The sequence below is a fragment of the Streptomyces flavotricini genome (genome assembly GCF_020639365.1).
Classification (GTDB): domain Bacteria; phylum Actinomycetota; class Actinomycetes; order Streptomycetales; family Streptomycetaceae; genus Streptomyces; species Streptomyces flavotricini.
Genome location: NZ_JAINUL010000001.1, coordinates 4,875,730 through 4,899,036 on the forward strand (window position 1 = coordinate 4,875,730; position 23,307 = coordinate 4,899,036).

25 protein-coding genes and 1 tRNA gene are annotated in these 23,307 nt (G+C 73.4%); 11 read left to right on the forward strand and 15 right to left on the reverse strand.

Features of this window, described 5'->3' with window-relative positions:
• Window positions 1-136 precede the first annotated feature (136 nt).
• Window positions 137-1,225: an ABC transporter ATP-binding protein gene (locus K7B10_RS22170; protein WP_229338357.1), complete on the reverse strand. Its 1,089-nt coding sequence runs from the start codon at window positions 1,223-1,225 to the stop codon at window positions 137-139.
• Window positions 1,226-1,447: 222 nt separating this feature from the next.
• Between K7B10_RS22170 and K7B10_RS22175 the strand changes: the two genes are divergently transcribed.
• Together K7B10_RS22175 and K7B10_RS22180 are read left to right on the forward strand one after the other, a co-directional pair.
• Window positions 1,448-1,522 (forward strand) — tRNA-Thr (locus K7B10_RS22175).
• Between the two features lie 88 nt (window positions 1,523-1,610).
• Window positions 1,611-2,012: a hypothetical protein gene (locus K7B10_RS22180; protein ID WP_308284618.1), complete on the forward strand. Its 402-nt coding sequence runs from the start codon at window positions 1,611-1,613 to the stop codon at window positions 2,010-2,012.
• A 16-nt stretch (window positions 2,013-2,028) separates the two neighbouring features.
• Here the strand turns inward: K7B10_RS22180 and K7B10_RS22185 are convergent, their stop codons facing one another.
• Window positions 2,029-3,408 (reverse strand): NAD(P)/FAD-dependent oxidoreductase, encoded by a 1,380-nt coding sequence (locus K7B10_RS22185; protein ID WP_229338360.1) that lies wholly within the window; start codon window positions 3,406-3,408, stop codon window positions 2,029-2,031.
• Between the two features lie 154 nt (window positions 3,409-3,562).
• On the opposite strand from K7B10_RS22185, the gene K7B10_RS22190 reads away from it, so the two are divergent.
• The 3 genes from K7B10_RS22190 (at window position 3,563) to K7B10_RS22200 (ending at window position 5,847) form a co-directional block, all read left to right on the forward strand.
• The gene (locus K7B10_RS22190; protein WP_229338362.1) at window positions 3,563-4,312 is read left to right on the forward strand and encodes a DsbA family protein; all 750 of its coding nucleotides are present in this window, start codon (window positions 3,563-3,565) and stop codon (window positions 4,310-4,312) included.
• Between the two features lie 5 nt (window positions 4,313-4,317).
• Window positions 4,318-5,211 (forward strand): aminoglycoside phosphotransferase family protein, encoded by an 894-nt coding sequence (locus tag K7B10_RS22195; RefSeq protein ID WP_229338364.1) that lies wholly within the window; start codon window positions 4,318-4,320, stop codon window positions 5,209-5,211.
• Window positions 5,212-5,331: 120 nt separating this feature from the next.
• Window positions 5,332-5,847 (forward strand): GNAT family N-acetyltransferase, encoded by a 516-nt coding sequence (locus K7B10_RS22200; protein WP_229338366.1) that lies wholly within the window; start codon window positions 5,332-5,334, stop codon window positions 5,845-5,847.
• 28 nt (window positions 5,848-5,875) lie between these two features.
• On the opposite strand, the gene K7B10_RS22205 is transcribed toward K7B10_RS22200, so the two are convergent.
• Together K7B10_RS22205 and K7B10_RS22210 are read right to left on the reverse strand one after the other, a co-directional pair.
• Window positions 5,876-6,379, reverse strand: coding sequence for an FBP domain-containing protein (locus K7B10_RS22205; protein ID WP_229338368.1), 504 nt, complete (start codon window positions 6,377-6,379; stop codon window positions 5,876-5,878).
• A gap of 67 nt (window positions 6,380-6,446) precedes the next feature.
• The gene (locus K7B10_RS22210) at window positions 6,447-7,439 is read right to left on the reverse strand and encodes a zinc-binding dehydrogenase (RefSeq protein ID WP_229345289.1); all 993 of its coding nucleotides are present in this window, start codon (window positions 7,437-7,439) and stop codon (window positions 6,447-6,449) included.
• 152 nt (window positions 7,440-7,591) lie between these two features.
• Between K7B10_RS22210 and K7B10_RS22215 the strand changes: the two genes are divergently transcribed.
• Window positions 7,592-8,269: a pentapeptide repeat-containing protein gene (locus tag K7B10_RS22215; RefSeq protein ID WP_229338370.1), complete on the forward strand. Its 678-nt coding sequence runs from the start codon at window positions 7,592-7,594 to the stop codon at window positions 8,267-8,269.
• A 54-nt stretch (window positions 8,270-8,323) separates the two neighbouring features.
• Here the strand turns inward: K7B10_RS22215 and K7B10_RS22220 are convergent, their stop codons facing one another.
• The 4 genes from K7B10_RS22220 to K7B10_RS22235 all read right to left on the reverse strand — a co-directional run bounded on the left by K7B10_RS22220 (window position 8,324) and on the right by K7B10_RS22235 (window position 12,057).
• Entirely contained in the window at window positions 8,324-8,827 is a 504-nt protein-coding gene (locus K7B10_RS22220) for a hypothetical protein (RefSeq protein ID WP_229338372.1), read from the reverse strand.
• Window positions 8,828-8,909: 82 nt separating this feature from the next.
• Window positions 8,910-10,094 (reverse strand): M4 family metallopeptidase, encoded by a 1,185-nt coding sequence (locus K7B10_RS22225; protein WP_229338374.1) that lies wholly within the window; start codon window positions 10,092-10,094, stop codon window positions 8,910-8,912.
• Window positions 10,095-10,303: 209 nt separating this feature from the next.
• Window positions 10,304-10,945 carry a response regulator gene (locus K7B10_RS22230; RefSeq protein WP_308284619.1) on the reverse strand — a complete coding sequence of 214 codons (642 nt, stop codon included), beginning with the start codon at window positions 10,943-10,945 and terminating at the stop codon, window positions 10,304-10,306.
• Window positions 10,942-12,057: a sensor histidine kinase gene (locus tag K7B10_RS22235; RefSeq protein ID WP_229345290.1), complete on the reverse strand. Its 1,116-nt coding sequence runs from the start codon at window positions 12,055-12,057 to the stop codon at window positions 10,942-10,944. Before K7B10_RS22235 ends, K7B10_RS22230 begins: the two co-directional genes overlap by 4 nt.
• A 354-nt stretch (window positions 12,058-12,411) precedes the next feature.
• Here K7B10_RS22235 and K7B10_RS22240 point away from each other — a divergent pair, with 354 nt between their 5' ends.
• Together K7B10_RS22240 and K7B10_RS22245 are read left to right on the forward strand one after the other, a co-directional pair.
• A complete protein-coding gene (locus tag K7B10_RS22240) occupies window positions 12,412-12,978 on the forward strand; it encodes a GlcG/HbpS family heme-binding protein (RefSeq protein ID WP_229338376.1) in 567 nt (188 codons plus the stop codon).
• A gap of 42 nt (window positions 12,979-13,020) precedes the next feature.
• Window positions 13,021-14,445, forward strand: coding sequence for a M1 family metallopeptidase (locus tag K7B10_RS22245; protein WP_229338378.1), 1,425 nt, complete (start codon window positions 13,021-13,023; stop codon window positions 14,443-14,445).
• Window positions 14,446-14,492: 47 nt separating this feature from the next.
• Here the strand turns inward: K7B10_RS22245 and K7B10_RS41300 are convergent, their stop codons facing one another.
• From K7B10_RS41300 to K7B10_RS22255, 3 genes are all read right to left on the reverse strand, one after another.
• The gene (locus K7B10_RS41300; protein ID WP_308284620.1) at window positions 14,493-14,819 is read right to left on the reverse strand and encodes a GNAT family N-acetyltransferase; all 327 of its coding nucleotides are present in this window, start codon (window positions 14,817-14,819) and stop codon (window positions 14,493-14,495) included.
• 52 nt (window positions 14,820-14,871) lie between these two features.
• Entirely contained in the window at window positions 14,872-15,033 is a 162-nt protein-coding gene (locus tag K7B10_RS41305; RefSeq protein ID WP_308284621.1) for a hypothetical protein, read from the reverse strand.
• 107 nt (window positions 15,034-15,140) lie between these two features.
• Window positions 15,141-15,716 carry a TerD family protein gene (locus K7B10_RS22255; RefSeq protein WP_229338380.1) on the reverse strand — a complete coding sequence of 192 codons (576 nt, stop codon included), beginning with the start codon at window positions 15,714-15,716 and terminating at the stop codon, window positions 15,141-15,143.
• Window positions 15,717-15,898: 182 nt separating this feature from the next.
• On the opposite strand from K7B10_RS22255, the gene arfB reads away from it, so the two are divergent.
• Complete coding sequence (gene arfB / locus K7B10_RS22260; RefSeq protein ID WP_229338383.1) at window positions 15,899-16,324, forward strand: alternative ribosome rescue aminoacyl-tRNA hydrolase ArfB; 426 nt, start codon at window positions 15,899-15,901, stop codon at window positions 16,322-16,324.
• A gap of 23 nt (window positions 16,325-16,347) precedes the next feature.
• Here the strand turns inward: arfB and K7B10_RS22265 are convergent, their stop codons facing one another.
• Window positions 16,348-16,917 (reverse strand): flavin reductase family protein, encoded by a 570-nt coding sequence (locus K7B10_RS22265; protein ID WP_229338385.1) that lies wholly within the window; start codon window positions 16,915-16,917, stop codon window positions 16,348-16,350.
• A gap of 303 nt (window positions 16,918-17,220) precedes the next feature.
• Between K7B10_RS22265 and cdgB the strand changes: the two genes are divergently transcribed.
• Window positions 17,221-18,987 (forward strand): diguanylate cyclase CdgB, encoded by a 1,767-nt coding sequence (gene cdgB, locus K7B10_RS22270; RefSeq protein WP_229338395.1) that lies wholly within the window; start codon window positions 17,221-17,223, stop codon window positions 18,985-18,987.
• A gap of 68 nt (window positions 18,988-19,055) precedes the next feature.
• A complete protein-coding gene (locus K7B10_RS22275) occupies window positions 19,056-20,078 on the forward strand; it encodes a CBM35 domain-containing protein (RefSeq protein WP_229338397.1) in 1,023 nt (340 codons plus the stop codon).
• A gap of 34 nt (window positions 20,079-20,112) precedes the next feature.
• On the opposite strand, the gene K7B10_RS22280 is transcribed toward K7B10_RS22275, so the two are convergent.
• The 3 genes from K7B10_RS22280 to K7B10_RS22290 all read right to left on the reverse strand — a co-directional run bounded on the left by K7B10_RS22280 (window position 20,113) and on the right by K7B10_RS22290 (window position 23,207).
• Window positions 20,113-21,030 carry a 1-phosphofructokinase family hexose kinase gene (locus K7B10_RS22280; protein ID WP_229338398.1) on the reverse strand — a complete coding sequence of 306 codons (918 nt, stop codon included), beginning with the start codon at window positions 21,028-21,030 and terminating at the stop codon, window positions 20,113-20,115.
• A 93-nt stretch (window positions 21,031-21,123) separates the two neighbouring features.
• Window positions 21,124-22,275, reverse strand: a complete 1,152-nt coding sequence (nagA, locus tag K7B10_RS22285; RefSeq protein WP_229338400.1) for an N-acetylglucosamine-6-phosphate deacetylase — start codon at window positions 22,273-22,275, stop codon at window positions 21,124-21,126.
• On the reverse strand, window positions 22,275-23,207 hold the full coding sequence (locus K7B10_RS22290) for an ROK family protein (RefSeq protein WP_229345291.1): 933 nt from the start codon (window positions 23,205-23,207) through the stop codon (window positions 22,275-22,277). The genes nagA and K7B10_RS22290 overlap by 1 nt, the downstream gene beginning before the upstream one ends.
• Window positions 23,208-23,307 lie beyond the last annotated feature (100 nt).

The window sequence follows — 23,307 nt, forward strand, 5'->3', positions numbered from 1 at the left end:
TCACCCGGTCGGGGGATGGTTCGACGTGGCTTTTCGAATTAAGGGTTGACGGGTGGGCCCGAATGGCCCGGTCTGCCCCGGATGGCGGACAGGGGCGCCCCCGGAAGGAACGCCCCTGACCGTACTCGCTCGCGGGTCAGCCGGAGAGCCGCTCGCCCGACGAGGTGGAGAAGACGTGGATCTCGTCGGCCCGCGGCACCACGTGCAGCGTCGAGCCCTTCTCGGGCACCTGGCGGCCGCCCACGCGCACGACGATGTCCTGCGCGCCCTCGGCGTCGGTGGTGCGGCCGTAGACGTAGCCGTCGGCGCCGAGCTCCTCGACGACGTTGACGATGATCGTCAGGCCGCCCTCGGTGCCGATGTCGAAGTGCTCGGGACGCACGCCGACCGTGACGGTGCGGTCGCCCGCGTCCGCGGCGGCGGACAGCGCCTCGCGCGACACCGGGACCACGCTGTCGCCGAACTTCACGCCGCCGTCGGCGATCGGGACCTCGACCAGGTTCATGGCCGGGGAGCCGATGAAGCCGGCGACGAAGAGGTTGGCCGGGCGGTCGTACATGTTGCGCGGGGTGTCGACCTGCTGGAGCAGACCGTCCTTGAGGACCGCGACGCGGTCGCCCATCGTCATGGCCTCGACCTGGTCGTGGGTGACGTAGACGGTGGTGATCCCGAGGTCGCGCTGGAGCGCGGCGATCTGGGTGCGGGTGGACACGCGCAGCTTGGCGTCGAGGTTCGACAGCGGCTCGTCCATGAGGAACACCTGCGGCTTGCGCACGATGGCGCGGCCCATGGCGACGCGCTGGCGCTGGCCGCCGGAGAGCGCCTTCGGCTTGCGGTCGAGGTACTGGGTGAGGTCGAGCATCTTCGCCGCGTCCTCGACCTTCCTGCGGATGGTCGCCTTGTCCTCGCCGGCGATCTTGAGCGCGAAGCCCATGTTGTCGGCGACGGTCATGTGCGGGTAGAGCGCGTAGTTCTGGAACACCATCGCGATGTCCCGGTCCTTGGGCGGCAGGTGCGTGACGTCGCGGTCGCCGATGCGGATGGCGCCGCCGTTGACGTCCTCCAGGCCGGCGAGCATGCGCAGCGAGGTGGACTTGCCGCAGCCGGAGGGGCCGACGAGGACGAGGAACTCGCCGTCCTCGATGTGCAGCTCCAGCTCGTCGACGGCGGGCTTGTCGCCGCCGGGGTACAGCCGGGTCGCCTTGTCGAAGGTGACAGAAGCCATGGTGATGAATCCCTTCTACCGGCAGGAACGTGCCGGACGATCCGAGTGGAAGGTCTAGTCCAGTAAGGAGGACTCCGCCCGACGCTACCCGTCGTATCCCGTCCTGTCAGCACCCTTGGGCCCGTGACTTCCGCCTCTGTCGCAGCGGTCCGCCGACCACCCGCGGGCGGGACGACGTGATGGCCCGGGGGATGGGGCGCTGTGTAAAGTGAGGGCGGTTGCGCCTCCTTAGCTCAGTCCGGCCAGAGCAACGCACTTGTAATGCGTAGGTCGTCGGTTCGAATCCGACAGGGGGCTCCGCTGACGGCCCGGCTCGGATCTCCTCCGAGCTGGGCTTTCGCCTTCCAGTGGACCTGCCCGCACGACCTTCCCCGAGGAAACGCGCATGACCGTGCACACGGCGGCGCCGCTCGACGGAGAGCTCCCCGCCCCCGAGCGGGTCGGGTACGCCTCGTACGCGTCCAACATGCACACGGACCGCTCGGCCGCGTACATCGCGGGAGGCACGCCCCCCGGCGCCGGGCGGACGTACCCGGGCTGCCGGGACCGGCGGGCACCGGAGCGGTCCGTCGCCGTGGAGTTGGCCGGCCGCCTCTGCTTCGCGACCGAGTCCCCCGTGTGGACGGGAGGACGCGGGTTCCACGACCCGACCGCCCCGGGCCGCATGCGCGCACGCGCGCACCTGGTCACCGTCGGCCAGGTGTCCGACATCGCCGCACAGGAGGTGTACGAGGAGCCCACGGCCCTCCAGGTGCTGGAGCTGCTCACCACCGGCACCGGCCGGTGACTTCGGGGGTCCGGGGTCAGTGGCGGCCCGAGATGCGGTCGGCCAGGCGGGCCAGGGGGGTCGTCGTCGGGGTGTGGGTGGTCGACTCGCGGCGGTCCGCTTCGCGGTAGGCCGCGTAGAGGGTCTGGACGCCGAGCCAGCGGAAGGGTTCCGGCTCCCAGCGGCGGACGCGGTGGTTGACCCAGGGGAGGGCGGTGAGGTCCGTGGAGCCGCCCAGGACCAGGTCGCGCAGCGTGCGGGCCGCGAGGTTCGAGGTGGCCACGCCCGAGCCGACGTAGCCGCCGGCCCAGCCGAGGCCGGTGGCGCGGTCCAGGGTGACCGTGGCGCACCAGTCGCGGGGGACGCCCAGGACGCCCGACCAGGCGTGGGTGATCTCCACTCCCGTGAGGACCGGGAAGAAGGAGGTGAGGAGGTTCGTGAGTGACGTGATCGTCGATCGCTGCGTGGTGCCGTCGGTGTCCGTCCGGGAGCCGAAGCGGTACGGGACGCCCCGGCCGCCGATCGCGATGCGGTCGTCGGCGGTGCGCTGGGCGTACATGTAGGCGTGGGCCATGTCGCCGAGGGTGCAGGCGTCCGACCAGCCGATGCGCGACCACGTCTCGGGCGGCAGCGGGGCCGTGGCGATCATCGAGGAGTTCATCGGGAGCCACGAGCGCTTCTGGCCCTTGAGCGCGGCGGTGAAGCCCTCGGTGCAGCGCAGGACGTACGGGGCGCGCACGGTGCCGTACGGGGTGACGGCCCGGCGGGGGGCGATCTCCGTGACGGGCGTGGATTCGTGGATCACCACGCCGAGCCGTTCGCAGGCGGCGGCCAGGCCCTTGACCAGCTTGAGCGGGTGGATGCGGGCGCCGTGCGGGGTCCAGGAGGCGCCGACCGCGTCGGCGATGTCGATGCGGGCGCGGGTGTCGGTGGCGTCGTAGAGCTCGCGGTCGGTCTCGCCGAAGGCGAGTTCGGCGGCGTGGAAGGCCTTCAGGCGGCTGAGTTGGGCGGGGGTGCGGGCGACTTCGAGGACCCCGCCGCGGTGGATGTCGGCGTCGATGGATTCCTTGGCGGCCACGTCGATGACCTCGGTGACGGTCTCGTTCATGGCCTGCTGGAGACGGAGCGCGCCCTGGTGGCCGTGGAGTTCGGCGTAGCGGTCGCGGCCGGCGATCCCGTTGTAGAGCCAGCCGCCGTTGCGGCCGGAGGCCCCGTAGCCGCAGAACTTCTGCTCCAGGACGGTGACGCGGAGGTCGGGGGCGGCGGTCTTGAGGTAGTACGCGGTCCACAGGCCGGTGTAGCCGCCGCCGACGATGACGACGTCGGCCGTGGCGTGGCCGGTGAGGGGGGCGCGGGGTGGCTGCCGGGCGCTCTGATCCGTCGCGTACCAGAAGGAGATGCCGCCGTTGATCGTCATGGGGAGTTGGTACAGGGCGTTCCGGACGGGTGTCCAGGTACCGGATGCCGGGTTTCGGGGCGGGAGAGGTGGCCTTTTGGCTGATGTGGCGGGGGTGGCGGGGTCCGTAGGGTGCCGGTGGGGTGGTTTGTGCCGGTTGAGAGAGGTTTGGTTCGTGGTGGAGATACGTAGGGCAGGGCGCGCGGGGCGTGTCGTCGGGGCGGTCGTGGCGGCGGCTCTGCTCGCCGGGGCGGCGGCCGGATGCGGCACCGGGGAGGAGTCGGGGGCGGGTTCCGGTGCCCGAGCGGGAGCCGGGGCCGGGGAGGTGCGGACGAGCCCGATCGCCGGGCGGCTGGCGGAGCTGCCGGCCAGGGTCGACGGGGCGAAGGTCGTCGTGGGGGATCCGGCGGCTCCGCGCACGGCGCAGGTGCTGGTGGATCCGCGGTGCGGGTACTGCGCGAGGTTCGAGGAGGCGGGCGGTGAGGTGCTGCTGGAGCTGGCCGCCGAGGGGAAGGTGAAGGTCGAGTACCTGCTGGCGTCGTTCCTGGACCGGGGCGGGGTCAGCGGTTCGGTGCGGGCCGTGAACGCGCTGCGGGCGTCCGTGGAGGCCGGGAAGTTCGCCGAGTTCCAGGCGGCGGTGTTCGCGAGCCAGCCGAAGGCGAAGTTCACGGACGGGCATCTGCTGGCGATCGCGGCGGAGGTGCCGGGGCTGCGCGGGGAGGCCTTCGACCGGGCGGTGGCGGAGCAGACGTACAAGGGGTGGGCCGGCGAGGCGGAGAAGGCGTTCGAGGCGACGGGGGCGCAGGGCACGCCGATGGTGCTGGTGGACGGGCGTCCGGTGGGGTCGAAGGACGGGGCGATGTTCGACGCGGCGGCGTTCGCGCGGGCGCTGGAGGCCGTCGGCATCGGCGGTCGGGCAGCCTAGAGGACATGGTGGAGATTCCGGACGGGCTGGTGCGGGCGCAGATCGGGTACGAAGGGGAAGCGGGGCGGGAGTTCATCGCCGCACTGCCCGCGCGGGCGGCGGAGTTCCTGGAGCGGTGGGACCTGCGGCGCACCGGGCCCGGGATGCACGGGGTGACGGCCCTGGTGCTGCCCGTGGAGCGGGCGGACGGGTCGGCGGCCGTGCTGAAGCTGGGGCGGGTGGACGAGGAGAGCGCGGGGGAGCCGCTCGCGCTGCGCGCGTGGGACGGGCGGGGCAGCGTACGGCTGTTGGCGCACGACGCGGCGACCGGCGCGCTGCTGCTGGAGCGCCTGGACGAGCGGCGGCCGCTGTCGGAGCTGGCGGAGCGGGATGCGCGGCAGGCGGTACGGGTGGTGGGGGAGTTGCTGGCGCGGCTCACGCGGGTGCGGGCTCCGGCCGGTGTGCGGGGGCTCGGGGGTGTGGCCGCGGACATGCTGGAGTCCGTACCGGCGGCGCTGGAGCGGGTGGCTCCCGGGCGGGCGCGGGGGCTGGTGGTGGACTGCGCGGCGGCGCTGGCGGAGGTGGCGGGCGAGCCGGGGGACCGCTTGCTGCACTGGGACCTGCACTACGGCAACGTCCTGGCGGGCGGGCGGGAGCCGTGGCTGGTGATCGACCCGAAGCCGCTGGCGGGCGATCCGGGTTTCGAGCTGCTGCCGGCGATCCGGAACGAGTTCGCGGTGGGCGAGGTGCGGTGGCGTTTCGACGCCCTGACGGCCGCGCTCGCCCTGGACCGGGACCGGGCCCGCGCGTGGACGCTGGGCCGGGTGCTGCAGAACTGCCTGTGGGACGTGGAGGAGGGGGAGCGGGAGCTCGACGAGGAGCAACTGCTGGTGGCGGAGGTCCTGCTGGGCCGCCGGTGACGGTCCGGTGCCGGCACGATCGGCGAGACACCCCCTGGGGAGTGTCGTCAACGTGGCGCAGGCGGCCCGAAGGTCCCGCCGGCCGGACGGGACTTTGACGAAACGACCTAGGCTGCCGACATGATCCGTAGCGCTGCCCTCGAAGACGTTCCCGTCATCCACGCCATGATCCGCGAGCTCGCGGAGTACGAGAAGGTGCCGCACGAGGCGCGGGCCACGCAGGAGCAGCTGCGGGAAGCGCTGTTCGGGGAGCGGCCGGCGGCGTTCGCGCACATCGCGCAGGCGCAGGACGGGGAGGCCGTCGGGTTCTCGCTGTGGTTCCTGAACTTCTCGACGTGGCGCGGGGTGCACGGGATCTACCTGGAGGACCTGTACGTACGGCTCGGGGCGCGCGGCGGCGGGTACGGGAAGGCGCTGCTGGCGGAGCTGGCGCGGATCTGTGTGGAGCGCGGGTACGAGCGCCTGGAGTGGGCGGTGTTGAAGTGGAACGCGCCGGCGATCGCGTTCTACGAGGCGTTGGGGGCGCGGCCGCAGGACGAGTGGTCCGTGTACCGGCTGACGGACGACGCGCTGAGGCGGCTCGGCTCGGGGCCGGGCCCGGCCCCGGACTCGGCACCCGGCCCGGTGCGGGGCTGAGGCGGCCGCGCCGGGCCGGGGTGCGGCGTCAGGCGGTGATCTTCGCCGTGAAGGAGTCGAGGTTGGCGCGGGTGCGCTCGATCTTCTCGGCGAGCGTGAGCGTCTCCTCGTACCGGCCCGCCCGCAGCTTCGGCTGCCGCTTGCCCCGGACGTAGAGGGAGCAGGCGAGGTCGGAGCAGACGTAGACGCCGACGGTGTTGCCCTCGCGGCCGCGGGCCCCGGCGAGGGGGGCGACCAGGAGGGAGACGCCGGAGGAGGCGTGCCCGGTGAGGCAGATCTGGCAGACGCTGGACTTGAGCGCGCTGGTGCGGCTCGTGCCCGGGACGCGCAGGGTGATGCCGAGGGGGGCGCCGTCGGCGTCCTGGCGTACGAGGTGGGCCCGCAGCGGCGCGCCGGGGTCGACCCAGCCGAGGAAGTCGAGGTCTTCCCAGGGGAGTTCGCTGAAGTCCAGCGGGAGCTTGAGGCGTGCGGCCTCGCCCTTCGTGCAGTTCACGAAGGACGAACGGATCTGTTTTTCGGTGAGCGGGTCCACGTCGGTGGACGGTACGTGGCGATACGGGCCGCTGTCATCCGGTATTCCCGGCCGGGGCCGGAGCCCTTCAGGGTTCGAGGACGACCTTGCCGGTGGTGGCGCGGGTCTCCAGGGCGTGGTGGGCGGCGGCCGCCTCGGCGAGCGGGTAGCGCTGGAGGGCGGGCCGGAGCCGGCCGGCGGCGGCTTCGGCCAGGGCGCGGGTTTCGAGCAGGCGCAGGGGGTTCTCGCCGCCGGCCCGCCGGAGCATGGCGGGGCCGAGGACGTTCTCGGTGGTGACGCCGCGGGCGGCGAGGCGGGCGCGGTCGGCGTCGGTGAGCGGGATGGGGCCGCCGGACCAGCCGAAGACGAGGTGGAGGCCGCCCGGGGCGAGGAGGTCGAGGGCGGCGCGGGCGATGGGGCCGCCGACGGAGTCGAAGAGGACGGTGGCGCCGGCCGGGTGGCGTTCGCGTACGGCCTCGGGCCAGCCGGGGACGGTGTAGTCGAGGGCGAGGTGGGCGCCGTTGGCGGCGGCCAGGGCGGTTTTGGCGGGGCCGCCGGCGAGGGCGACGACGGTGGCGCCGGCGTTCAGGGCGTGCTGGACGAGCAGGGTGCCGATGCCGCCGGCGGCGGCGGGAACGAGGACGGTGGAATCCGGGCCGAGGTCGGCGAACTGCAGGATCCCCAGGGCGGTGCGGCCGGTGCCGATCATGGCGACGGCCTGGGCCGGGTCGAGGCCGGCCGGTACGGGGTGCAGGCGGTCGGCGTCGGCGACGGCGTACTCGGCGTAGCCGCCGGGGGCGAAACCGAGGTGGACGACGACCTGGCGGCCGAGCCAGGCGGGGTCGGTGCCGGGGCCGAGGGCGTCGACGGTGCCGGCGACCTCGCGGCCGGGGACGGTCGGGAGCTCGGGGAGGGCGTGGACGGGGCTCGGCACGCCCTGGCGCAGGGCGGTGTCGAGGAGGTGGACCCCGGCCGCGGCCACGGCGATGCGGACCTGGCCGGGGGCCGGGACGGGGGTCTCGGTGCGTTCGGGGGTGAGGTTCCCGGCGGGGCCGAAGGCGTGGAGGCGGACGGCGCGCATCGTCCGCGGGCTCTGCTGAGTCGGCGGGGTCGGCGCGGTCTGCGGGGTCTGCGGGGTCTGCGTGGTGTCCATGGCGACAGGCTCTGACCTCAAGTGTGGTTGAGGTCAAGGCCCCGGCGGGCGTTGTCAGTGGGGCGGGGGACGATGGGGGGATGGCGGCCAAGGGACAGCAGCGGGAGACGGTGAAGGCGGCGCGGCGGCCGGAGGTGCGGCTGCCGGAGCTGAGCGTGTGGGAGGGCGGTGAGCTGGAGCCGGACGGGGACTACGACGGGCTGGAGTTCGCGGACCTGGATCTGGCGGGACAGGAGGGGATCGGCGCCCGGTTCATGGACTGCGCGCTGCGGCGGTGCGCGCTGGACGAGGCGGGGCTGGCCAAGGCCCGGATCCTGGACTCGGTGCTGGAGGGGGTCCGGGGGGTCGGGACGGACCTGTCCGGGGCTTCGCTGCGGGACGTGGAGCTGGTGGAGGCGCGGCTCGGCGGCGTGCAGCTGCACGGGGCCGTGCTGGAGCGGGTGGTGTTCCGCGGCGGCAAGATCGACTACATGAACCTGCGGAAGGCGCGGCTCAAGGACGTGGTCTTCGACGGGTGCGTGCTGGTGGAGGCGGACTTCGCGGGCGCGGTGCTGGAGCGGGTGGAGTTCCGCGGGTGCGCGCTGCGGGGAGCCGATTTCACGGGGGCGCGGATGGCCGACGTGGATCTGCGGGGGGCCGCGGAGCTGGACATCGCGCGCGGGGTGGAAGCGCTGTCCGGCGCGGTGATCAGCCCGCCGCAGCTCTTCGACCTGGCCCCGGCCCTGGCGGCCCAGCTGGGCATCCGCGTGCTCTCGTAGCCGCCCGGCGGGGGCGCGTCCGGCAGGCGGGCCCGGGCCCGGCCGGGACGCGGCCTACGCAGGAACGCGGGGGAAGCGGGACTGGAGGGCCCAGATGGTGGGGTTGTCGGCCAGGGCGTCGTGCATGTCGCTCAGGTCCGCGATCACGTCGTGCAGGAAGTCGCGGGCCTCGCGGCGCAGCAGGCGGTGGCTGAAGGTCAGAGGCTCCTCCTCCGCCGGCATCCAGTCGGCCTCGATGTCCACCCAGCCGAAGCGCCGCTCGAAGAGCATGCGGTCGGTGGACTCGGTGAAGTCGAGTTCCGCGTACTGGCGGTTGGCCGAGCGGCTGCCGCGCGGGTCCTGGTCGAGCTGCTCGACGATGTCGCACAGCGCCCAGGCGAAGTCCAGGACGGGCACCCATCCCCAGGCTGTGGACACTTCCCGGTCCTTGACGGTGTCGGCGAGGTAGACGTCCCCGCAGAACAGGTCGTGGCGCAGGGAGTGGACGTCCGCCGAGCGGTAGTCGGTCTGCGGGGGGTCCGGGAAGCGCCGGGAGAGGGAGTAGCCGATGTCGAGCACGTACCCGATGGTGTCACGGTGCGGCCCGATGGTGTTACCGGTGCGCGGCGGTCCCTGTCCCGGCGGTGGCCGTGCAGCCGCGTCAGCGGACGTTGACGGCGGTCCAGGCGGCGGCGACGCGCCCGTATTCCGCACTGGCGGGCCCGTAGAGGTCGGCGGCGGCCGTGAGGGTGGCGGTGCGGGCGCGGGCGTAGTTGGTGGTGGAGGTCATGGAGGTGGTCAGGGCCCGGTACCAGATGCGGACGGCCTTGTCCTGGCCGATGCCGAGCAGCTTCGAGCCGTCGTAGGTGGGGGAGTCGTACGCGATCTTGTTGATCTCCTTGGGGCCGCTGCCCTCGGCGAGCAGGTAGAAGAAGTGCCGGGCGGGCCCGGAGGCGGCGTACGCGTCCAGTGTGCCGATGTCGCGTGACCAGTAGTCGCGGGAGTGGCCGTCGAGGCTGGGGTGGTCCATGCGGCGCAGGGGGCCGTCGGCGAAGGCGCGCTCGCCGATGAAGTAGTCGCCGACGTCGGTGGTGTTGTCGGCGAAGAACTCGATCGCGGTGCCGAGGATGTCGGCGGAGCCTTCGCCCAGGCCGCCCGGCTCGCCGGCGGAGCCGAGGCCGGCGGTGGAGGCGATCACGCCGTGGGTGAGCTCGTGGCCGACGATGTCGAGGGTGGCGAGGGTCTTGCCGGTGACGGGGTCGTCGCCGTAGTTGGCGCAGAAGCAGCTCGGGTCGAAGAAGGCGTTGGGGTAGTTGCTGCCGTAGTGCACGCGCGAGGTGACGCCGGTGCCGTCGCCGCGGATGCCGTTGCGGCCGAGGACGCCCTTGTAGAAGTCCCAGGTGACGGCGGTGGCGTAGTGGGCGTCCACGCCCGCGGACTGGCGGTTGGCGGGGGTGCCGGTGCCGCCCCAGTCGTTGTCGGGGTCGGTGAAGAGGGTGCCGCCGCCGGTCTGGTCCATGGCGTCGAGGGTGCGCTGGTTGCCGCGGCCGGGGTCGCGGAGCTGGTAGGCGCTGCCGGTGAAGTAGGTGCCGAGGGGGACGGTGCCGGCGTGCTGGCTGTGGCCCGTGCCGGCGGCGGCGCCGGGGCCGGGTCCGATGCCCGTCCCGACGCCGGCTCCGATGCCGGTTCCGGTTCCCGCCGCGATCGCGGCGGCGGTGCCGGCGGCGGCGTACGGGGTCTCGGCCGCGGCCGTCGCCGGGGCCGTCACCGCCGTGGCCGTCAGGGCGGCGGCCGTCCCGAGGAGGACGGCGAGGCGGGTGCGGCGAGAGGACGTGGGGTGGGTCACTCGGGCTCCTTCGCGGTGGCCGGGGTGGCGGCGCGAGAGAGCGTGACAGGGCGGGGGCCGGCTTTGGCAGGTCTACGACAAGGATTCCCGGGGATCCCGGCACGGTTGTCCGAACACGCCCCGCCCGGTGTCCGGATCCCGCACCGTCGGCGCGGCTGCGCCCCGCCCCGGCCGTGTCGTGCGGATCACGGCGTGCCCGCCGGAACCCCCTACGGCAGCAGGCGCTGCTCCTTGGCCACCGAGACCGCGCCCGCCCGGGTGTCCACGCCGAGCTTGTCGTAGATGCGGCCCAGGTGGGTCTTGACCGTGGCCTCGCTGATGAACAGGGCCCGGGCGATGTCCCGGTTGCCCAGGCCCCGCGCCAACTGGCCCAGGATGTCCAGCTCCCGGTCGGTCAGCGTCGGGCGCGAACCCCGCATGTGGGCCATCACGCGGCTGGCCACCGGCGGGGACAGCGTGGTGCGGCCCGCCGCCGCCGAGTGGATCGCGGCGAACAGCTCCTCCGGACGCTCCGCCTTCAGCAGGTACCCCGTGGCGCCCGCCGCGATGGCCCGGGTGACGTCCGCGTCCGTGTCGTACGTCGTCAGGACCAGTACGTGCGGGGGCCCGGGCACCGCCGTGATGCGGCGGGTGGCCTCCACCCCGTCGATGCCCTCGCCCAGCTGGAGGTCCATGAGCACCACGTCCGGGCGCAGCTTCGCCGCCAGGGCCACGGCCTCCTCGCCGCTGCCCGCCTCGCCCAGCACCTCGATGTCGGGTGCGCTGCCGAGCAGCGCCAGCAGGCCGGCCCGGACCACCGCGTGGTCGTCGCAGAGCAGGATCGTCGTCATCGGGCCGGGTCCGGTCGTCATGCGGGGGGCTCCAGGGGGATGGCCGCGGAGAGGACCGTGCCCTCGCCGGGGGTGGATTCGAGGGTCAGGGTGCCGCCGAGCTGGCGGACGCGGGCGCGCATGGCCGGGAGCCCGTGACCGCGGTCGCCCGCCGCCTCCCGCGGCTCGGTGAAGCCCGCGCCGTCGTCCGCGACGTCCAGGACCACCTGATCGCCCAGGAAGCTCAGGGTCAGGGCCGCGGTACGGGCGCGCGCGTGCTCCCGTACGTTGGCCAGCGCGCCCTGCGCGATCCGCAGCAGCGCCGACTGGACCCGGTCCGGGAGCGGGGCCGGCGCGCCCTCCAGGTGGAAGCGGACCTCGATGTCCGGGCCCGCGTCGAGCGCGCGCAGCGCGTCCGCGAGGCCACCGCCCCCTTCGAGCTCCGGCGGTGCCAGGTCGTGGACGAGGCGCCGCGCCTCCGCCAGCCCGCGGGCCGCGATGCCGGTGGCGGTGCGCACGTGCGCGCGGGCGGTGGCCGGATCGGTGTCCCAGGTGCGGTCCGCGGCCTGGAGCAGCATCTGCTGGCTGGACAGGTGCTGGGCGAGCGTGTCGTGGATCTCCATCGACAGCCGCTGCCGCTCGGCGAGGGTGCCCTCGCGGCGCTCGGTGGCGGCCAGCTCGCGGCGGGTGCGGATCAGGTCGTCGATCAGCGCGCGCTGGGCCCCGGCCTGGCGCTCCATGTGGACGAAGACGGCCGTGGCCAGGGCCGCGATCGCCGGCGGGGCCAGCAGCAGGTTCGGGTCGAACTCGCGCGACAGCTTGAGCTGGGCCGCCACCACGAACACCGTCAGCAGGGCCACCAGGACGATCGCCGCGCGGGGCGGCAGGGTGCGCAGGGCGGTGAAGAAGAGGGGGACGGCGCACCAGGCGAAGCTGGGCGCCAGGACGACCAGGACCACCCAGACCGCCACCACCAGCCCGAGCCGCAGCAGCCGGCGCGCGGTGGGCGCGGCCCCGAGCGCGGGGCCGAGTACGTACAGCAGGGCCAGCGTGATGCTGAGGGCGATGATCCACGGGGTGCTGGGCGAGCCGGGGTGGCGCAGCAGGAAGCGGGCCACCGAGGCGCCGAGGAGCAGGAAGAACGCCGTGTGCATGACGGCCGCCAGGGTCCGCGTGTCCGCCTTCCCGGGCGTGCCCGCGGCGCCCGCAGCCCCCGGCGCCGGCGGTGGTACGCGGCTCACGTGGCTCACAGCGGGCTCCCGGTTCGGTTTCTGGCTCCTCCATCGTGCCTGGTCGTACGCGATGGCGCCGACCATCCCAGCCGCAGCCGCACCCCGCCCGCATCCACCGATCGGTTGACCCCGGGGTCAACCGGTGCGGCAGCCGTCGCGAGCCGGTACGCGGACGGGTCGGCGCCGGGTGCGGCCCCAGGCTTGGAGCAGAGCAGGACGAGCCGGCGTACCCGACGGCCGCGACGTACTCAGCCGACGCACCCAGGAGCAGCAGACATGAACACCCGCACCCGCGTTCTCACCGGTACCGCCCTCGCCGTCGCGCTCGGCGCCGGGACCTTCGGCGCGGTCAGCGCCAGCGCCGCACAGGCCGAGACCGCCCCCGCCGCGGCTGCCGCCGCCTCCGCGAAGAAGGACGGCGGGGCGAACGAGAAGAACTTCACCGCCACGACCCACCTCACCGTCGACGCCGCCACCCGCGCCGCCCAGGCCGCGCTGGACGCCGCGCAGAAGGAGAACCAGAAGGTGACGGTCGCGGTCGTGGACCGCAACGGGAACACCATCGTCACCCTGCGCGGCGACGGCGCGGGCCCGCAGTCCTACGAGTCGGCGCAGCGCAAGGCCTACACCGCCGTGTCCTGGAACGCCCCGACCTCGGTGCTCGCGGGCCGCCTCGCCCAGACCCCGAACCTGAAGGACATCCCCGGCACCCTCTTCCTCGGCGGCGGTACCCCGGTGCAGGCCAAGGGCGCCCCGGTCGCCGGCATCGGCGTGGCCGGCGCCCCGTCCGGCGACCTGGACGAGAAGTACGCCAAGGCCGGCGCCGACTCCCTCGAGAAGTAATCACCCCGAAGTACGACATCGGGCCCGCATAGGATCGGGCGCGTGCCCCACCGCCGCGCGCTCTCCCGGCTCACCGCCGCCGCCCCCGCAGCCGCCGCTGCCGCCCTGCTCGCCCTCACCACGGCGTGTACGGCCGGCACGGTGCAGGGGCGGCCCGGTGCGTCCGGGCTGCGCGATCCGTACTTCCCCAAGGCGGGCAACGGCGGCTACCAGGTCGAGCACTACGACCTCGACCTCGACTACGACCCCGCCGACGGGGAGTTGAACGCCACCGCCGTCATCACCGCCCGCGCGCAGCAGGGCCTCAGCTCCTTCAACCTCGACCTCGCCGGCCTGGAGGTCGAGGACGTCACCGTGCAGGGCGAGGGCGCCCGGTACAACCGGACCGGCCGGGAGCTGACGGTGCGCCCCGCCAAGGACCTCAAGAAGGGCGAGGTCTTCCGCACGGAGATCGACTACCGCGGCAAGCCGAAGCCCATCGCGGACGCGGACGGCTCCGAGGAGGGCTGGATCGCCACGGCCGACGGGGCCGTCGGGGTCGGCGAGCCGATCGGGTCGATGGCCTGGTTCCCCGGTAACCACCACCCCAGCGACAAGGCCACGTACGACATCACCCTGACCGTGCCCAAGGGCTACGAGGCGGTCTCGAACGGCGAGTTGACCTCCCGGACCGACACCGCCGACGGGCAGACCGCATTCGTCTGGCACGACCCGGAGCCGATGGCGAGCTATCTGGCCACCGCCGCGATCGGGAAGTTCAAGGTGACCACCGGCCGGACCCCCTCCGGGGTCGGCCTGTACGAGGCCGTCGCGCCCGCCGAGGCGGCCGCCAGTGCCCCGGCGCTGGCGAAGCTGCCGGAGATCGTGGAGTGGGGCAGCCGCCGCTTCGGCCCCTACCCCTTCGGCACCGCCGGGGCCATCGTGCTGCCGGCCGAGTCCCTCACGTACGCGCTGGAGACGCAGACCAAACCCGTCTTCTCCGGCGCGCCCGACGAGAACCTCGTCCTGCACGAGACGGCCCACCAGTGGTTCGGCGACTCGGTGTCGCCGAAGTCCTGGAAGGACATGTGGCTCAACGAGGGCTTCGCGACCTACGCCGAATGGCTGTGGTCCGAGGACCACGGCGGCACCACCGCCCAGCAGTACTTCGACGCCTTCCTCACGGGCGACACCGCGGTGGACAAGGCCGCCGGATCCGACTGGGCCGCCTTCCCGCCCGCCGCCCCGCCCAGCGCCAAGGACATCTCCGAGACCCCGGTGTACGTGCGGGGCGCGATGGTGCTCCAGCGGATCCGGCAGGAGGTCGGCGACGAGAAGTTCTTCGCCCTGCTGCGCGGCTGGGCCACGGACCACACGTACGGGAACGCGAGCACGGCCGACTTCACGGCGTACGCGGAGCGGTCGACGGGGCACGACCTGAAGAAGGTCTGGGACGTCTGGCTGTACGGGGAGGGCCGGCCGAAGTAGCCCGTACGGCCCGCGCCCGTACGGGCCCGCCCGCCGCGCCCGCGCCCCTACAGGGCCTTGCGCATCACGGTGCAGTCGCGGCCGTGCTCGCGGTCCCGGGAGCGGCGCAGCGCGGTGTAGCCCCGGGACCGCCAGAACGCCAGGCCGGCCGGGTTGTTGTCGAGTACGGCGATCCGTACGCCGCCGCGGCCCGCGGCGCGGAAGCGGTCCTCGACGAGGTCGGCGACGGCGCGCCCGTACCCCGCGCGGTGCGCGGTGGCGTCGATGAGCAGCAGGCCGATCCACGGGTCCGGGTCGCCGGAGGCCGGATCGGGGTGGTGGGCGAGGGTGGCGGCCAGGCCGACCAGCCGGCCGGCGGAGCGGGCCAGGAGCACCTCGGCGCCCTCGTGGGCGAGTTCGTCGGCGAGGGCCGCGGCGACCTTCCCCCTACCTCCGGTGGGGGGACCCCCAGACCGTGATGCGGTCCGGGTCGGGGAAGTCCCCGCTGAGCTCGAAGAAGGCGTGGTTGGTCGCGTAGAGCGCGGCGATCTCGGTGAGGACGGGGCCCGGCAGGGCGCCGTCCACGGGCACGAGCGATTGCAGGATCACCTGCCGAACCGTAGCGAAGCCCCCTCCCAGGACGGCCGGGAGGGGGCTTCGACCACTGCTGCCGTCAGCCGCTCAGGCTCGGCCTCGGCTCAGGCCGGGCCTCGGACTCAGACGTTGACGCCGAAGTCCTGGGCGATGCCGGTCAGGCCGGAGGCGTAACCCTGGCCGACCGCGCGGAACTTCCACTCGGCGCCGTTGCGGTAGAGCTCGCCGAAGACCATGGCGGTCTCGGTGGCCGCGTCCTCGGAGAGGTCGTAGCGGGCGATCTCGGCGCCGCCGGCCTGGTTCACGACGCGGATGTACGCGTTGCGGACCTGGCCGAAGTTCTGGCTGCGGGCCTCGGCGTCGTAGATCGAGACCGGGAAGACGATCTTGTCGACATCGGCCGCGAGGCCGGCGAGGTTGACGTTGATGGACTCGTCGTCGCCGGAGCCCTCGCCGGTGCGGTTGTCACCGGTGTGGACGATGCTCTGGTCCGGGGTGGACTTGTTGTTGAAGAAGACGAAGTGACCGTCGGAGACGACCTTGCCCATCGCGTTGACCGCGATGGCGGAGGCGTCCAGGTCGAAGTCGACACCGGTCGTCGTACGGACGTCCCAGCCGAGGCCGACCGTGACGGCGCTGAGGCCGGGGGCCTCCTTCGTGAGCGAGACGTTGCCGCCCTTGGACAGGCTTACTGCCATTTTGACTGGTGTCCCTTCGTCTTCAGATGGCCGCGAGATCGTGGCCAAGGTACCGCTGACCTTCATAACGCGGGGAGGGGGCCGGTAGGTTCCGCGCGTCCGGCACCGTGACGGACACGATGACGGAATCCGGCGGCGAAATACGGGTGACGGGCATCGCGCGGGGCTGGATCATAGGGGGCATGCCTGGTCCCCATGTCATCCGCGGTTCGGTCGTGCTCCCCGAGGCGGAGCTCGCCTGGCGCTTCTCGCGGTCCTCCGGGCCGGGCGGCCAGCACGTGAACACGTCGGACTCGCGCGTGGAGCTCTTGTTCGACGTGGCGGCGACCAAGGCCCTGCCGGACGTGTGGAAGGAGCGGGCGCTGGAGCGGCTCGCGGGCCGGCTGGTGGACGGGGTGCTGACCGTACGGGCCTCGGAGCACCGGTCGCAGTTCCGCAACCGGGAGATGGCGCTGGTCCGGATGGCGTCCGTGCTCGCGGAGGCCACCGCCCCGCCGCCGAAGGCCCGCCGCGCCACGAAGATCCCGCGGGGGATCAACGAGCGGCGCCTGCGCGAGAAGAAGGCCCGGGCGGAGAAGAAGCGCGGCCGCACCGGCCGCGACTGGTAGCGACCGGCGGCGCCGCCGGGACCTCAGCCCGCCAGATGGCGGTAGCGGCCACGGAAGTACGCCAGCGGCGGGGAGTCCGGGGACGGGAGCGCCGCGGTCAGGACGCGGCCGATGACCAGGGTGTGGTCGCCCGCCTCGACGCGGTTCTCCGTACGGCATTCGAGGGTGGCCAGCGCGCCCGTCAGCAGTGGGGCCCCCGAGACCTCGCCGCGCCCGTAGGGCAGGTCCGCGAAGAGCAGCCGGTCGCTGATGCGGTTCTTCATCGAGAAGCGGCTCGCCACCTGCACCTGGTGGTCGGCGAGCACCGAGACCGCCCACAGCGGCTGCTCCGCGAGCAGGTCGTCCATCCGGGAGCCCTCGCGCAGGCTCACCAGCACCAGCGGCGGGTCCAGGGACACGGACATGAAGGCGGTCGCGGTCATGCCGACGTCCTCGCCGTCCGGGCCGGTCGGCGTCAGCGGCGGCTCGTGCGCGGTGATCAGGCACACGCCCGCCGCCAGTCGGGACATCGCGGCACGGAACTCGTCGTTGCTCACGCCCTCAGGATGAGGGGTGGCGGGGATCGGCACGGGTACAGGGGTCGTCTTCGGCACGTTCGGAACGCTAGTCTCGCCCTCCCGCGTCACGCATCGGGCCCGAGTCCGAGCCGCGTCCCCGCCCCTTGGCCTAGGCCCGGGCGTATCGTTTGCTCGCGGGAAGACGGGGGAGCGCTCCCAGGTGACACGACCCCCGGCGACCACCTTTATTCATCTCGTGTGACTTGAGTCACAGAGGGCAAGATTTGTTGACCCTGTGTACCGGCGGCACAGCTCACTGTGATTCAGTGGACGGGACACCGCAACGAAACGCCGATGACAAACCTGGAGTTGCTGTCGAGGTCTCGGGGAGAGCGAGCAATGGAGACCGAGTCGGAGCCGTACGTCCGTCTTGCGACCCTGCGGCAGCTTCACCAGGTGGTGGCCGAGCTCAACACGGCCAGGAGCCTGGCGGACACCCTGCAGACCGTCGTGGACGGCATCGTCGTGGGCCTCGGCTACGAACTCGCCTGTGTCAACCTCGTACGCCCTGACGGGGATCTCGTCGTCGCCGCCTTCGCCGGCGACCCCGCCGCGGAGGCGCTCATCACCGGCCGCGTCGGCTCCCGCGCCTCCTGGGAGCGCCGTCTGACGATGGGTGAGAGCTGGGACGGGCTCCGCTTCATCCCGCACACCGAGGGCTGGGTCCTCCTCGAGGACGACGTGCCCCAGTGGCACACGGACGGCCCCGATCCGCGCTTCGCGGACGAGTGGCACCCCGAGGACCGGCTCTATGCCCCCATGTACGCGTCCGGCGGGGAACTTCTGGGTGTCATTTCGGTGGACAGACCGCGCAACGGGCGCCGCCCCGGCGCGTGGGGGCGCGAAGCGCTCCAGATGTACGCCTTCCAAGCGGCGATTGCGATCAGCAACGCACGCCTGCGAGCGAACATGCAGCGGGCCCTGGTCCGGCTGGAGCGCGAACAGCAGGCGCTGAGGGCGAGCGAGGAGTCCTTCCGGCAGGCCTTCGAGTACGCGCCCAGCGGCATGGCGATCGCCGAGATGGGCGGGGACCAGCACGGGCGGCTGCTGCGGACCAACGACGCGTTGTGCCGGCTGCTGGGCCGGCCCGCCTCCGTACTGCGCCGGTACTCCTTCTCCGACCTGGTCCACCCGGAGGACATCGGGACCCTGCTGCGGACCTCCGCCGAGGGCGGTCGGGCCGAGCTGCGGCTCGGGCGGCGCGACGGCACGTATGTATGGGTCTCACTGCGCAACTCCGTCGTCGCGGACGCCGCCGACGGGCCGCGCTTCCTGCTCACGCACGTCGAGGACATCGAGGAGCGCAAGCGCCACGAGCTCCAGCTCGCCCACCGGGCCAGCCACGACTCGCTGACGGGCCTGCCCAACAGCGCCGAGCTCCGCTCCCGCCTCGGGGCGCGGCTGTGCCGCAGGCCCCAGTCGGTCCGGGCCACCGCGGTGGAGGCGCTCGACGCGGCGTACGAGGGGCACGGGGCCCACGGCGGCCACGGGGCCCATGCGGGCGGCGGGACCGAGGCGGGTGGTGCCGTCGGGGAGCACGGCTTTCGGCCCGACGCGTACCCCGAGCCCTTCGAGTACCCGGGCGCCCCGGCCGTGCCCGGTACCGGCGTCCCGGGGGTTCCCGGGCCGGGCGGCCCCGGCGCGGGCCCGGGCCCGTACGACCACCACGTGCACACGGTGGCGCCCGCGAGCGACATCGACGACGGGACGAAGGGGCTCGCGGTCCTCTTCTGCGACCTCGACGGGTTCAAGTCGATCAACGACCGGTTCGGCCACCACACGGGTGACGCGGTCCTCATCGAGGTGGCCCGGCGGCTGACGACGGGCGTCAGGGACGGTGACACCGTCGCTCGGCTGGGTGGTGACGAATTCGTCGTCCTCGCCGACGGACTGGGCGCGGCCGACGCCGCCGACCTGGCCGTCAGGCTGCGCAACGCGATCATCCCGCCGATCCGGGTGGACGGCCGGGCGGTCCGTGTGGGCGCGAGTTTCGGCATCGGATGGGCCAGCTGCGGGATGTCGGCGGACGAGGTGCTGCGCTCCGCCGACCAGCGGATGTACATCGAGAAAAGGTCCCGCTCCAAGGCCCACCGCCGGGCCGGCTGAGGCGATCGGCCGCCCGTGGGTGCACCTGTTCGGGGTAGGCTCCCGTGGGTCGAAAGGAGTGACCTGCGATGACGACGCCCGCGAACCACGGCCCGAACAGTGGGGCGAACAAGCCCGAGGACGACGATCCGTTCGGCTATCTCTACGCGGACGGCCAGGCCGCCGGAGCCACCCCGCCCCCACCGGGCGGTGGATACGGCTACCCCGGCCCGACGGTCGGTGGGCAGCCCGGCGTGCAGCCCGGTGTCCCCCGTACCTCGTACAACCAGGTGCGCACGGTCGGTGAGCGGACGTACGGCGGCCAGCGCGGCGCCCAGGTTCCGCAACAGCAGCAGCCGCCGGCCTACCAGGCCCAGTACCAGGCCCCGGAAGCCCTCCAGGCGGGCGGCTACGGGGTTCCGCCGCAGCAGGGGCAGGCCACGGCGACGATCCCCGCGCCGGGCGGTCACGGCGGCAGCGGCGGAGGCGGCGGTTCCAGCCGCAAGGGCATGCTCATCGCGGCGGTCGCGGTGGTCGCCGCGGTCGCGATCGGCATCGGTGCGGCCGTGACCTTCGGCGACAAGGACAAGGACAAGAACGACAAGGGCAACACGGCGGGCGGACAGCAGTCCGCGCAGCCGCAGAACTCCTCGTCGGCCCAGCCGAGCCCCTCGCAGTCCGCGGAGGCCCCGCTGCCCAAGGCGGACGCCTCGGGCGCGGGCATGTCCCTCACGGGCGGCGCGCACCTGGAGGCCACCGTCCCGGGCGCGAAGAGCGCGGGCGGCCAGTACGTGGGCGGTCTGAACGCCGCCGGCGCGGCGGCGACTTGGACCGTCGACGTGGCCAAGGCGGGCCAGTACAAGCTGAAGATGGTCTACGGGGTGCCGGGCAAGGACGCCAGCACCACGCTGACCATCAACGGCGAGGCGCAGTCCCGGCCGATCAACATGAAGAACTTCTCCGGGGCCAAGCCGGGGGAGTGGGACAAGGGCTGGACCAACACCTGGTCGCTCGTGACGCTCAAGCAGGGCACGAACACGGTCAAGATCTCGTGCGAGGCCGGGAACCAGTGCGAGGTCAACCTCGACCAGCTCTGGCTCGAGAAGGGCTGATCGGCCCTTCCCGCGCCGGCCGGGACCAGTCCCTCTAGCAGGCCGTCAGCTTCACCGACCCCCGTACCTCCTCGTAGGTGCGGGGGTCGAAGTCTCCCGCCGTCGGGGCGTGGACCGTGGCCGCCGAGAGGGCCACCGCGCGGGTCAGGCGGGCCGGCCAGTCCAGGCCCTCCGCCAGGGCCGACAGCAGGCCCGCCACCACGGAGTCGCCGGCTCCGGTCGGGTTGCCCGTCAGGGCGCGCGGCGGGGCCGCCTGCCAGGTGCCCTGGGCGGTGGCCGCCAGCAGCCCGTCCGGGCCGAGCGAGGTCACCACGGCGTGCGCGCCGCGGCGGCGGGCGTCGCGGGTGGCCTGGAGCGGTTCGCGGGAGCCGGTCAGTTCGGCGAGTTCGGCGGCGTTCGGCTTGATCATCTCGGGCCGGGCGGCGACCCCGCGGCGCAGGGCCTCCCCGCTGGTGTCCAGGAGGGCCGGGACCCCGGCCGCGCGGGCGGCCCGTACGAGCACCGCGTACGCGCCCACCGGCACGCCCGGCGGGAGACTGCCGCACAGGGCCACCGCGGTGGCCCCGGCCAGCAGCTCCTCGTAGCGGTCGAGGAAAGCGGCCCATTCCGCGGAACCGATCTGCGGGCCCGGCTCGTTGAACTGCGTGGTGTCTCCCGAGGCCCCGTCGACCACGGCCAGGGTGCGCCGGGTGGTGCCCGCGCAGGGGACCAGAGCGTCCGTCACCCGCGGTGACCCGGCGAGCAGTTCGCGCACGAAGGCGCCGGTGCGGCCGCCCGCGAAGCCGGTCGCGGTGACCTCGTGGCCGAGCGCGGCCAGCACCCGGGCGACGTTGAGTCCCTTGCCGCCGGGCCGTTCGGTCACGGCGCCGACCCGGTGCGAGGCGTGCGGAATCAGCTTCGGTACATGGTGGGTGACGTCGAGTGCGGTGTTGAGCGTCACGGTGAGGATCATGGCAGGCCCCGGTCTCGGTGTGTGCCGGGATCATGCCAAACAGCAGTACGGGCGGCCCAGTCCCACGGGCCGCCCGCTGCCTCCGATACCCGCTCAGACCAGCGGATTCACGATCCATTCGCCGCGCCGCATGACGCCCTTGACGTCGAACTCGGCGTCCAGGACGACCAGGTCGGCGTACTTGCCGGGCTCCAGCGAGCCGACCTCGTCGTACAGGCCGATCAGCTTGGCGGGATTGGCCGAGATCGCCTGCACCACGGACTCGACGGGCAGCTTGTCCAGGGTCACCGACCGCTTGAACGCGGTGTCCAGCGTCAGCGTGGAGCCGGCGATCGAGCCCCCCTCGACGAGGCGGGCCACGCCCTCCTTGACCTCGACCTCCAGGGGCCCCAGATGGTAGATCCCGTCGCCGAAGCCCGCCGCGTCCATCGCGTCGGTGATCAGCGCCACGCGGTGCGCGCCGGCGTGGTGGAAGGCCAGCTCCAGCATTGCCGGGTGCAGGTGGGTGCCGTCGTTGATCAGCTCTACGGTGACCCGTTCGTCCTCCAGCAGCGCGGCGATCGGGCCGGGGGCCCGGTGCTCCATGCCCGGCATCGCGTTGTAGAGGTGGGTGGCCACGGTGGCACCGGCGTCGATGGCCTGGCGGGTCTGCTCGTACGTGGAGTCGGTGTGGCCGATCGCGGCGATGACCCCGTGTTCGGCCAGCAGCCGTACGGAGTCCAGCCCGCCGGGGAGCTCGGTGGCGAGGGTGAACATGCGGGCGGCGCCGTGCGCGGCGTCGATCAGCTTGCGGACCTCGGCCGGGTCGGGGTCGCGGAGCAGGTCCTCCTTGTGCGCGCCCTTGCGGCAGGGGTTGATGAACGGCCCCTCGAAGTGGATTCCGGCGATCTCGCCCGCTTGCGTCAGCTCGGCGAGCAGCCCGGCACGGCGGGCCAGTTCGTCCAGGTCGCCGGTGACGGTGGAGGCGACGAGCGTGGTGGTGCCGTGCTCGCGGTGGGTCCGTACGCCCTTGAGGACCTCCTCGGCGGTGCCGGAGGTGAAGGAGGCGCCGCCGCCGCCGTGGTTGTGCATGTCCACGAAGCCGGGGACGAGCCAGTGCCCGGACAGGTCGACGATCCGCGCGCCCTCGCCGGCGCTGCCGGCGATGCGCTCGCCGTCGACGATGACGCGGCCGCCCGCCACGGTCCCGGTGGGCAGGACCACCCTGGCGCCGGAGAGAACGGTGCTGTGTGCGCTTCCGGACATCAGGCAGGTACCTCCGTGGCGAGTAGGTCCCAGGCGAGCAGCCCTGCGCCCAGGCATCCGGCGGTGTCCCCGAGGGCCGCCGGAACGATGTCGGGCAGCCGCTGGAACGTCACGCGCTCCTCGACGGCCGTCCGCAGTGGTGTGAACAAGGTTTCCCCCGCCTCGGCGAGCCCGCCACCGATGATCAGCGTGCGCGGGTCCAGCAGGGTGATCGCCGTGACCAGGCCGTCGGCGAGGGCGCCGACCGCGGCCAGCCACACCTCGTGGGCGCGGGCGTCGCCGGACTCGACGGCCTTGGCGCAGTCCGCTGCGTCCGCGGCCGGGTCGCCGGAGGCGGCCGCCCAGGCGCGGCTGACGGCGGAGGCGGAGGCGAGGGTCTCCAGGCAGCCGTACTGGCCGCAGCCGCAGGCGGGGCCGCCGGGGCGGACCACGATGTGACCGATCTCGCCGGCGTAGCCGTGGGCGCCGGCCTCGATGCGGCCGGCGATGCCGATGGCGCCGGCGATGCCGGTGCCGAGGGGGACGAACAGGAAGCGGTCGGCTCCCCGGCCGGCGCCGATGCGGCCTTCGGCGAGTCCGCCCGTGCGGACGTCGTGGCCCAGGGCCACCGGGATGCCGCCGAGCCGTCTGCTGAGCAGCTCGCGCATGGGTACGTCGCGCCAGCCCAGGTTCGCCGCGTAGACGGCGATCCCGTTCTCGGCGTCGACGATGCCGGGGACGGCGACGCCGGCGGCGGAGGCGGGCACGCCGAAGCGCTCGAGGCCGATCCCGGACAGCTCGGCGGCGAATTCCAGGATCGTCTCGACGACGGCGTCCGGGCCCCGGTCGCGGCCGGTGGCGCGGCGTGCTTCGTGGAGCAGCGTGCCGTCGTCGGCGATGAGGGCGGCCTTCATCCCGGTGCCGCCCACATCGAGGGCGATGACGTGCTTCACGGCGTGTTTCACGGGTTTCACAGGTGACAGTCTCGCGTGCTCGGCGGGGAAAGGTCTAGTCCATTGGAGGGGATTGTTGAGTGGCCATACAAAATCGAAG

What these genes read in the sequence shown, in the direction of transcription:
- K7B10_RS22170 (WP_229338357.1), bottom strand. Translation starts at nt 1,225, where the DNA reads ATGGCTTCTGTCACCTTCGACAAGGCGACCCGGCTGTACCCCGGCGGC.
- K7B10_RS22180 (WP_308284618.1), top strand. Translation starts at nt 1,611, where the DNA reads ATGACCGTGCACACGGCGGCGCCGCTCGACGGAGAGCTCCCCGCCCCC.
- K7B10_RS22185 (WP_229338360.1), bottom strand. Translation starts at nt 3,408, where the DNA reads ATGACGATCAACGGCGGCATCTCCTTCTGGTACGCGACGGATCAGAGC.
- K7B10_RS22195 (WP_229338364.1), top strand. Translation starts at nt 4,318, where the DNA reads ATGGTGGAGATTCCGGACGGGCTGGTGCGGGCGCAGATCGGGTACGAA.
- K7B10_RS22200 (WP_229338366.1), top strand. Translation starts at nt 5,332, where the DNA reads ATGATCCGTAGCGCTGCCCTCGAAGACGTTCCCGTCATCCACGCCATG.
- K7B10_RS22210 (WP_229345289.1), bottom strand. Translation starts at nt 7,439, where the DNA reads ATGCGCGCCGTCCGCCTCCACGCCTTCGGCCCCGCCGGGAACCTCACC.
- K7B10_RS22215 (WP_229338370.1), top strand. Translation starts at nt 7,592, where the DNA reads ATGGCGGCCAAGGGACAGCAGCGGGAGACGGTGAAGGCGGCGCGGCGG.
- K7B10_RS22230 (WP_308284619.1), bottom strand. Translation starts at nt 10,945, where the DNA reads ATGACGACCGGACCCGGCCCGATGACGACGATCCTGCTCTGCGACGAC.
- K7B10_RS22235 (WP_229345290.1), bottom strand. Translation starts at nt 12,057, where the DNA reads ATGCACACGGCGTTCTTCCTGCTCCTCGGCGCCTCGGTGGCCCGCTTC.
- K7B10_RS22240 (WP_229338376.1), top strand. Translation starts at nt 12,412, where the DNA reads ATGAACACCCGCACCCGCGTTCTCACCGGTACCGCCCTCGCCGTCGCG.
- K7B10_RS22255 (WP_229338380.1), bottom strand. Translation starts at nt 15,716, where the DNA reads ATGGCAGTAAGCCTGTCCAAGGGCGGCAACGTCTCGCTCACGAAGGAG.
- arfB (WP_229338383.1), top strand. Translation starts at nt 15,899, where the DNA reads ATGCCTGGTCCCCATGTCATCCGCGGTTCGGTCGTGCTCCCCGAGGCG.
- cdgB (WP_229338395.1), top strand. Translation starts at nt 17,221, where the DNA reads ATGGAGACCGAGTCGGAGCCGTACGTCCGTCTTGCGACCCTGCGGCAG.
- K7B10_RS22275 (WP_229338397.1), top strand. Translation starts at nt 19,056, where the DNA reads ATGACGACGCCCGCGAACCACGGCCCGAACAGTGGGGCGAACAAGCCC.
- K7B10_RS22280 (WP_229338398.1), bottom strand. Translation starts at nt 21,030, where the DNA reads ATGATCCTCACCGTGACGCTCAACACCGCACTCGACGTCACCCACCAT.
- nagA (WP_229338400.1), bottom strand. Translation starts at nt 22,275, where the DNA reads ATGTCCGGAAGCGCACACAGCACCGTTCTCTCCGGCGCCAGGGTGGTC.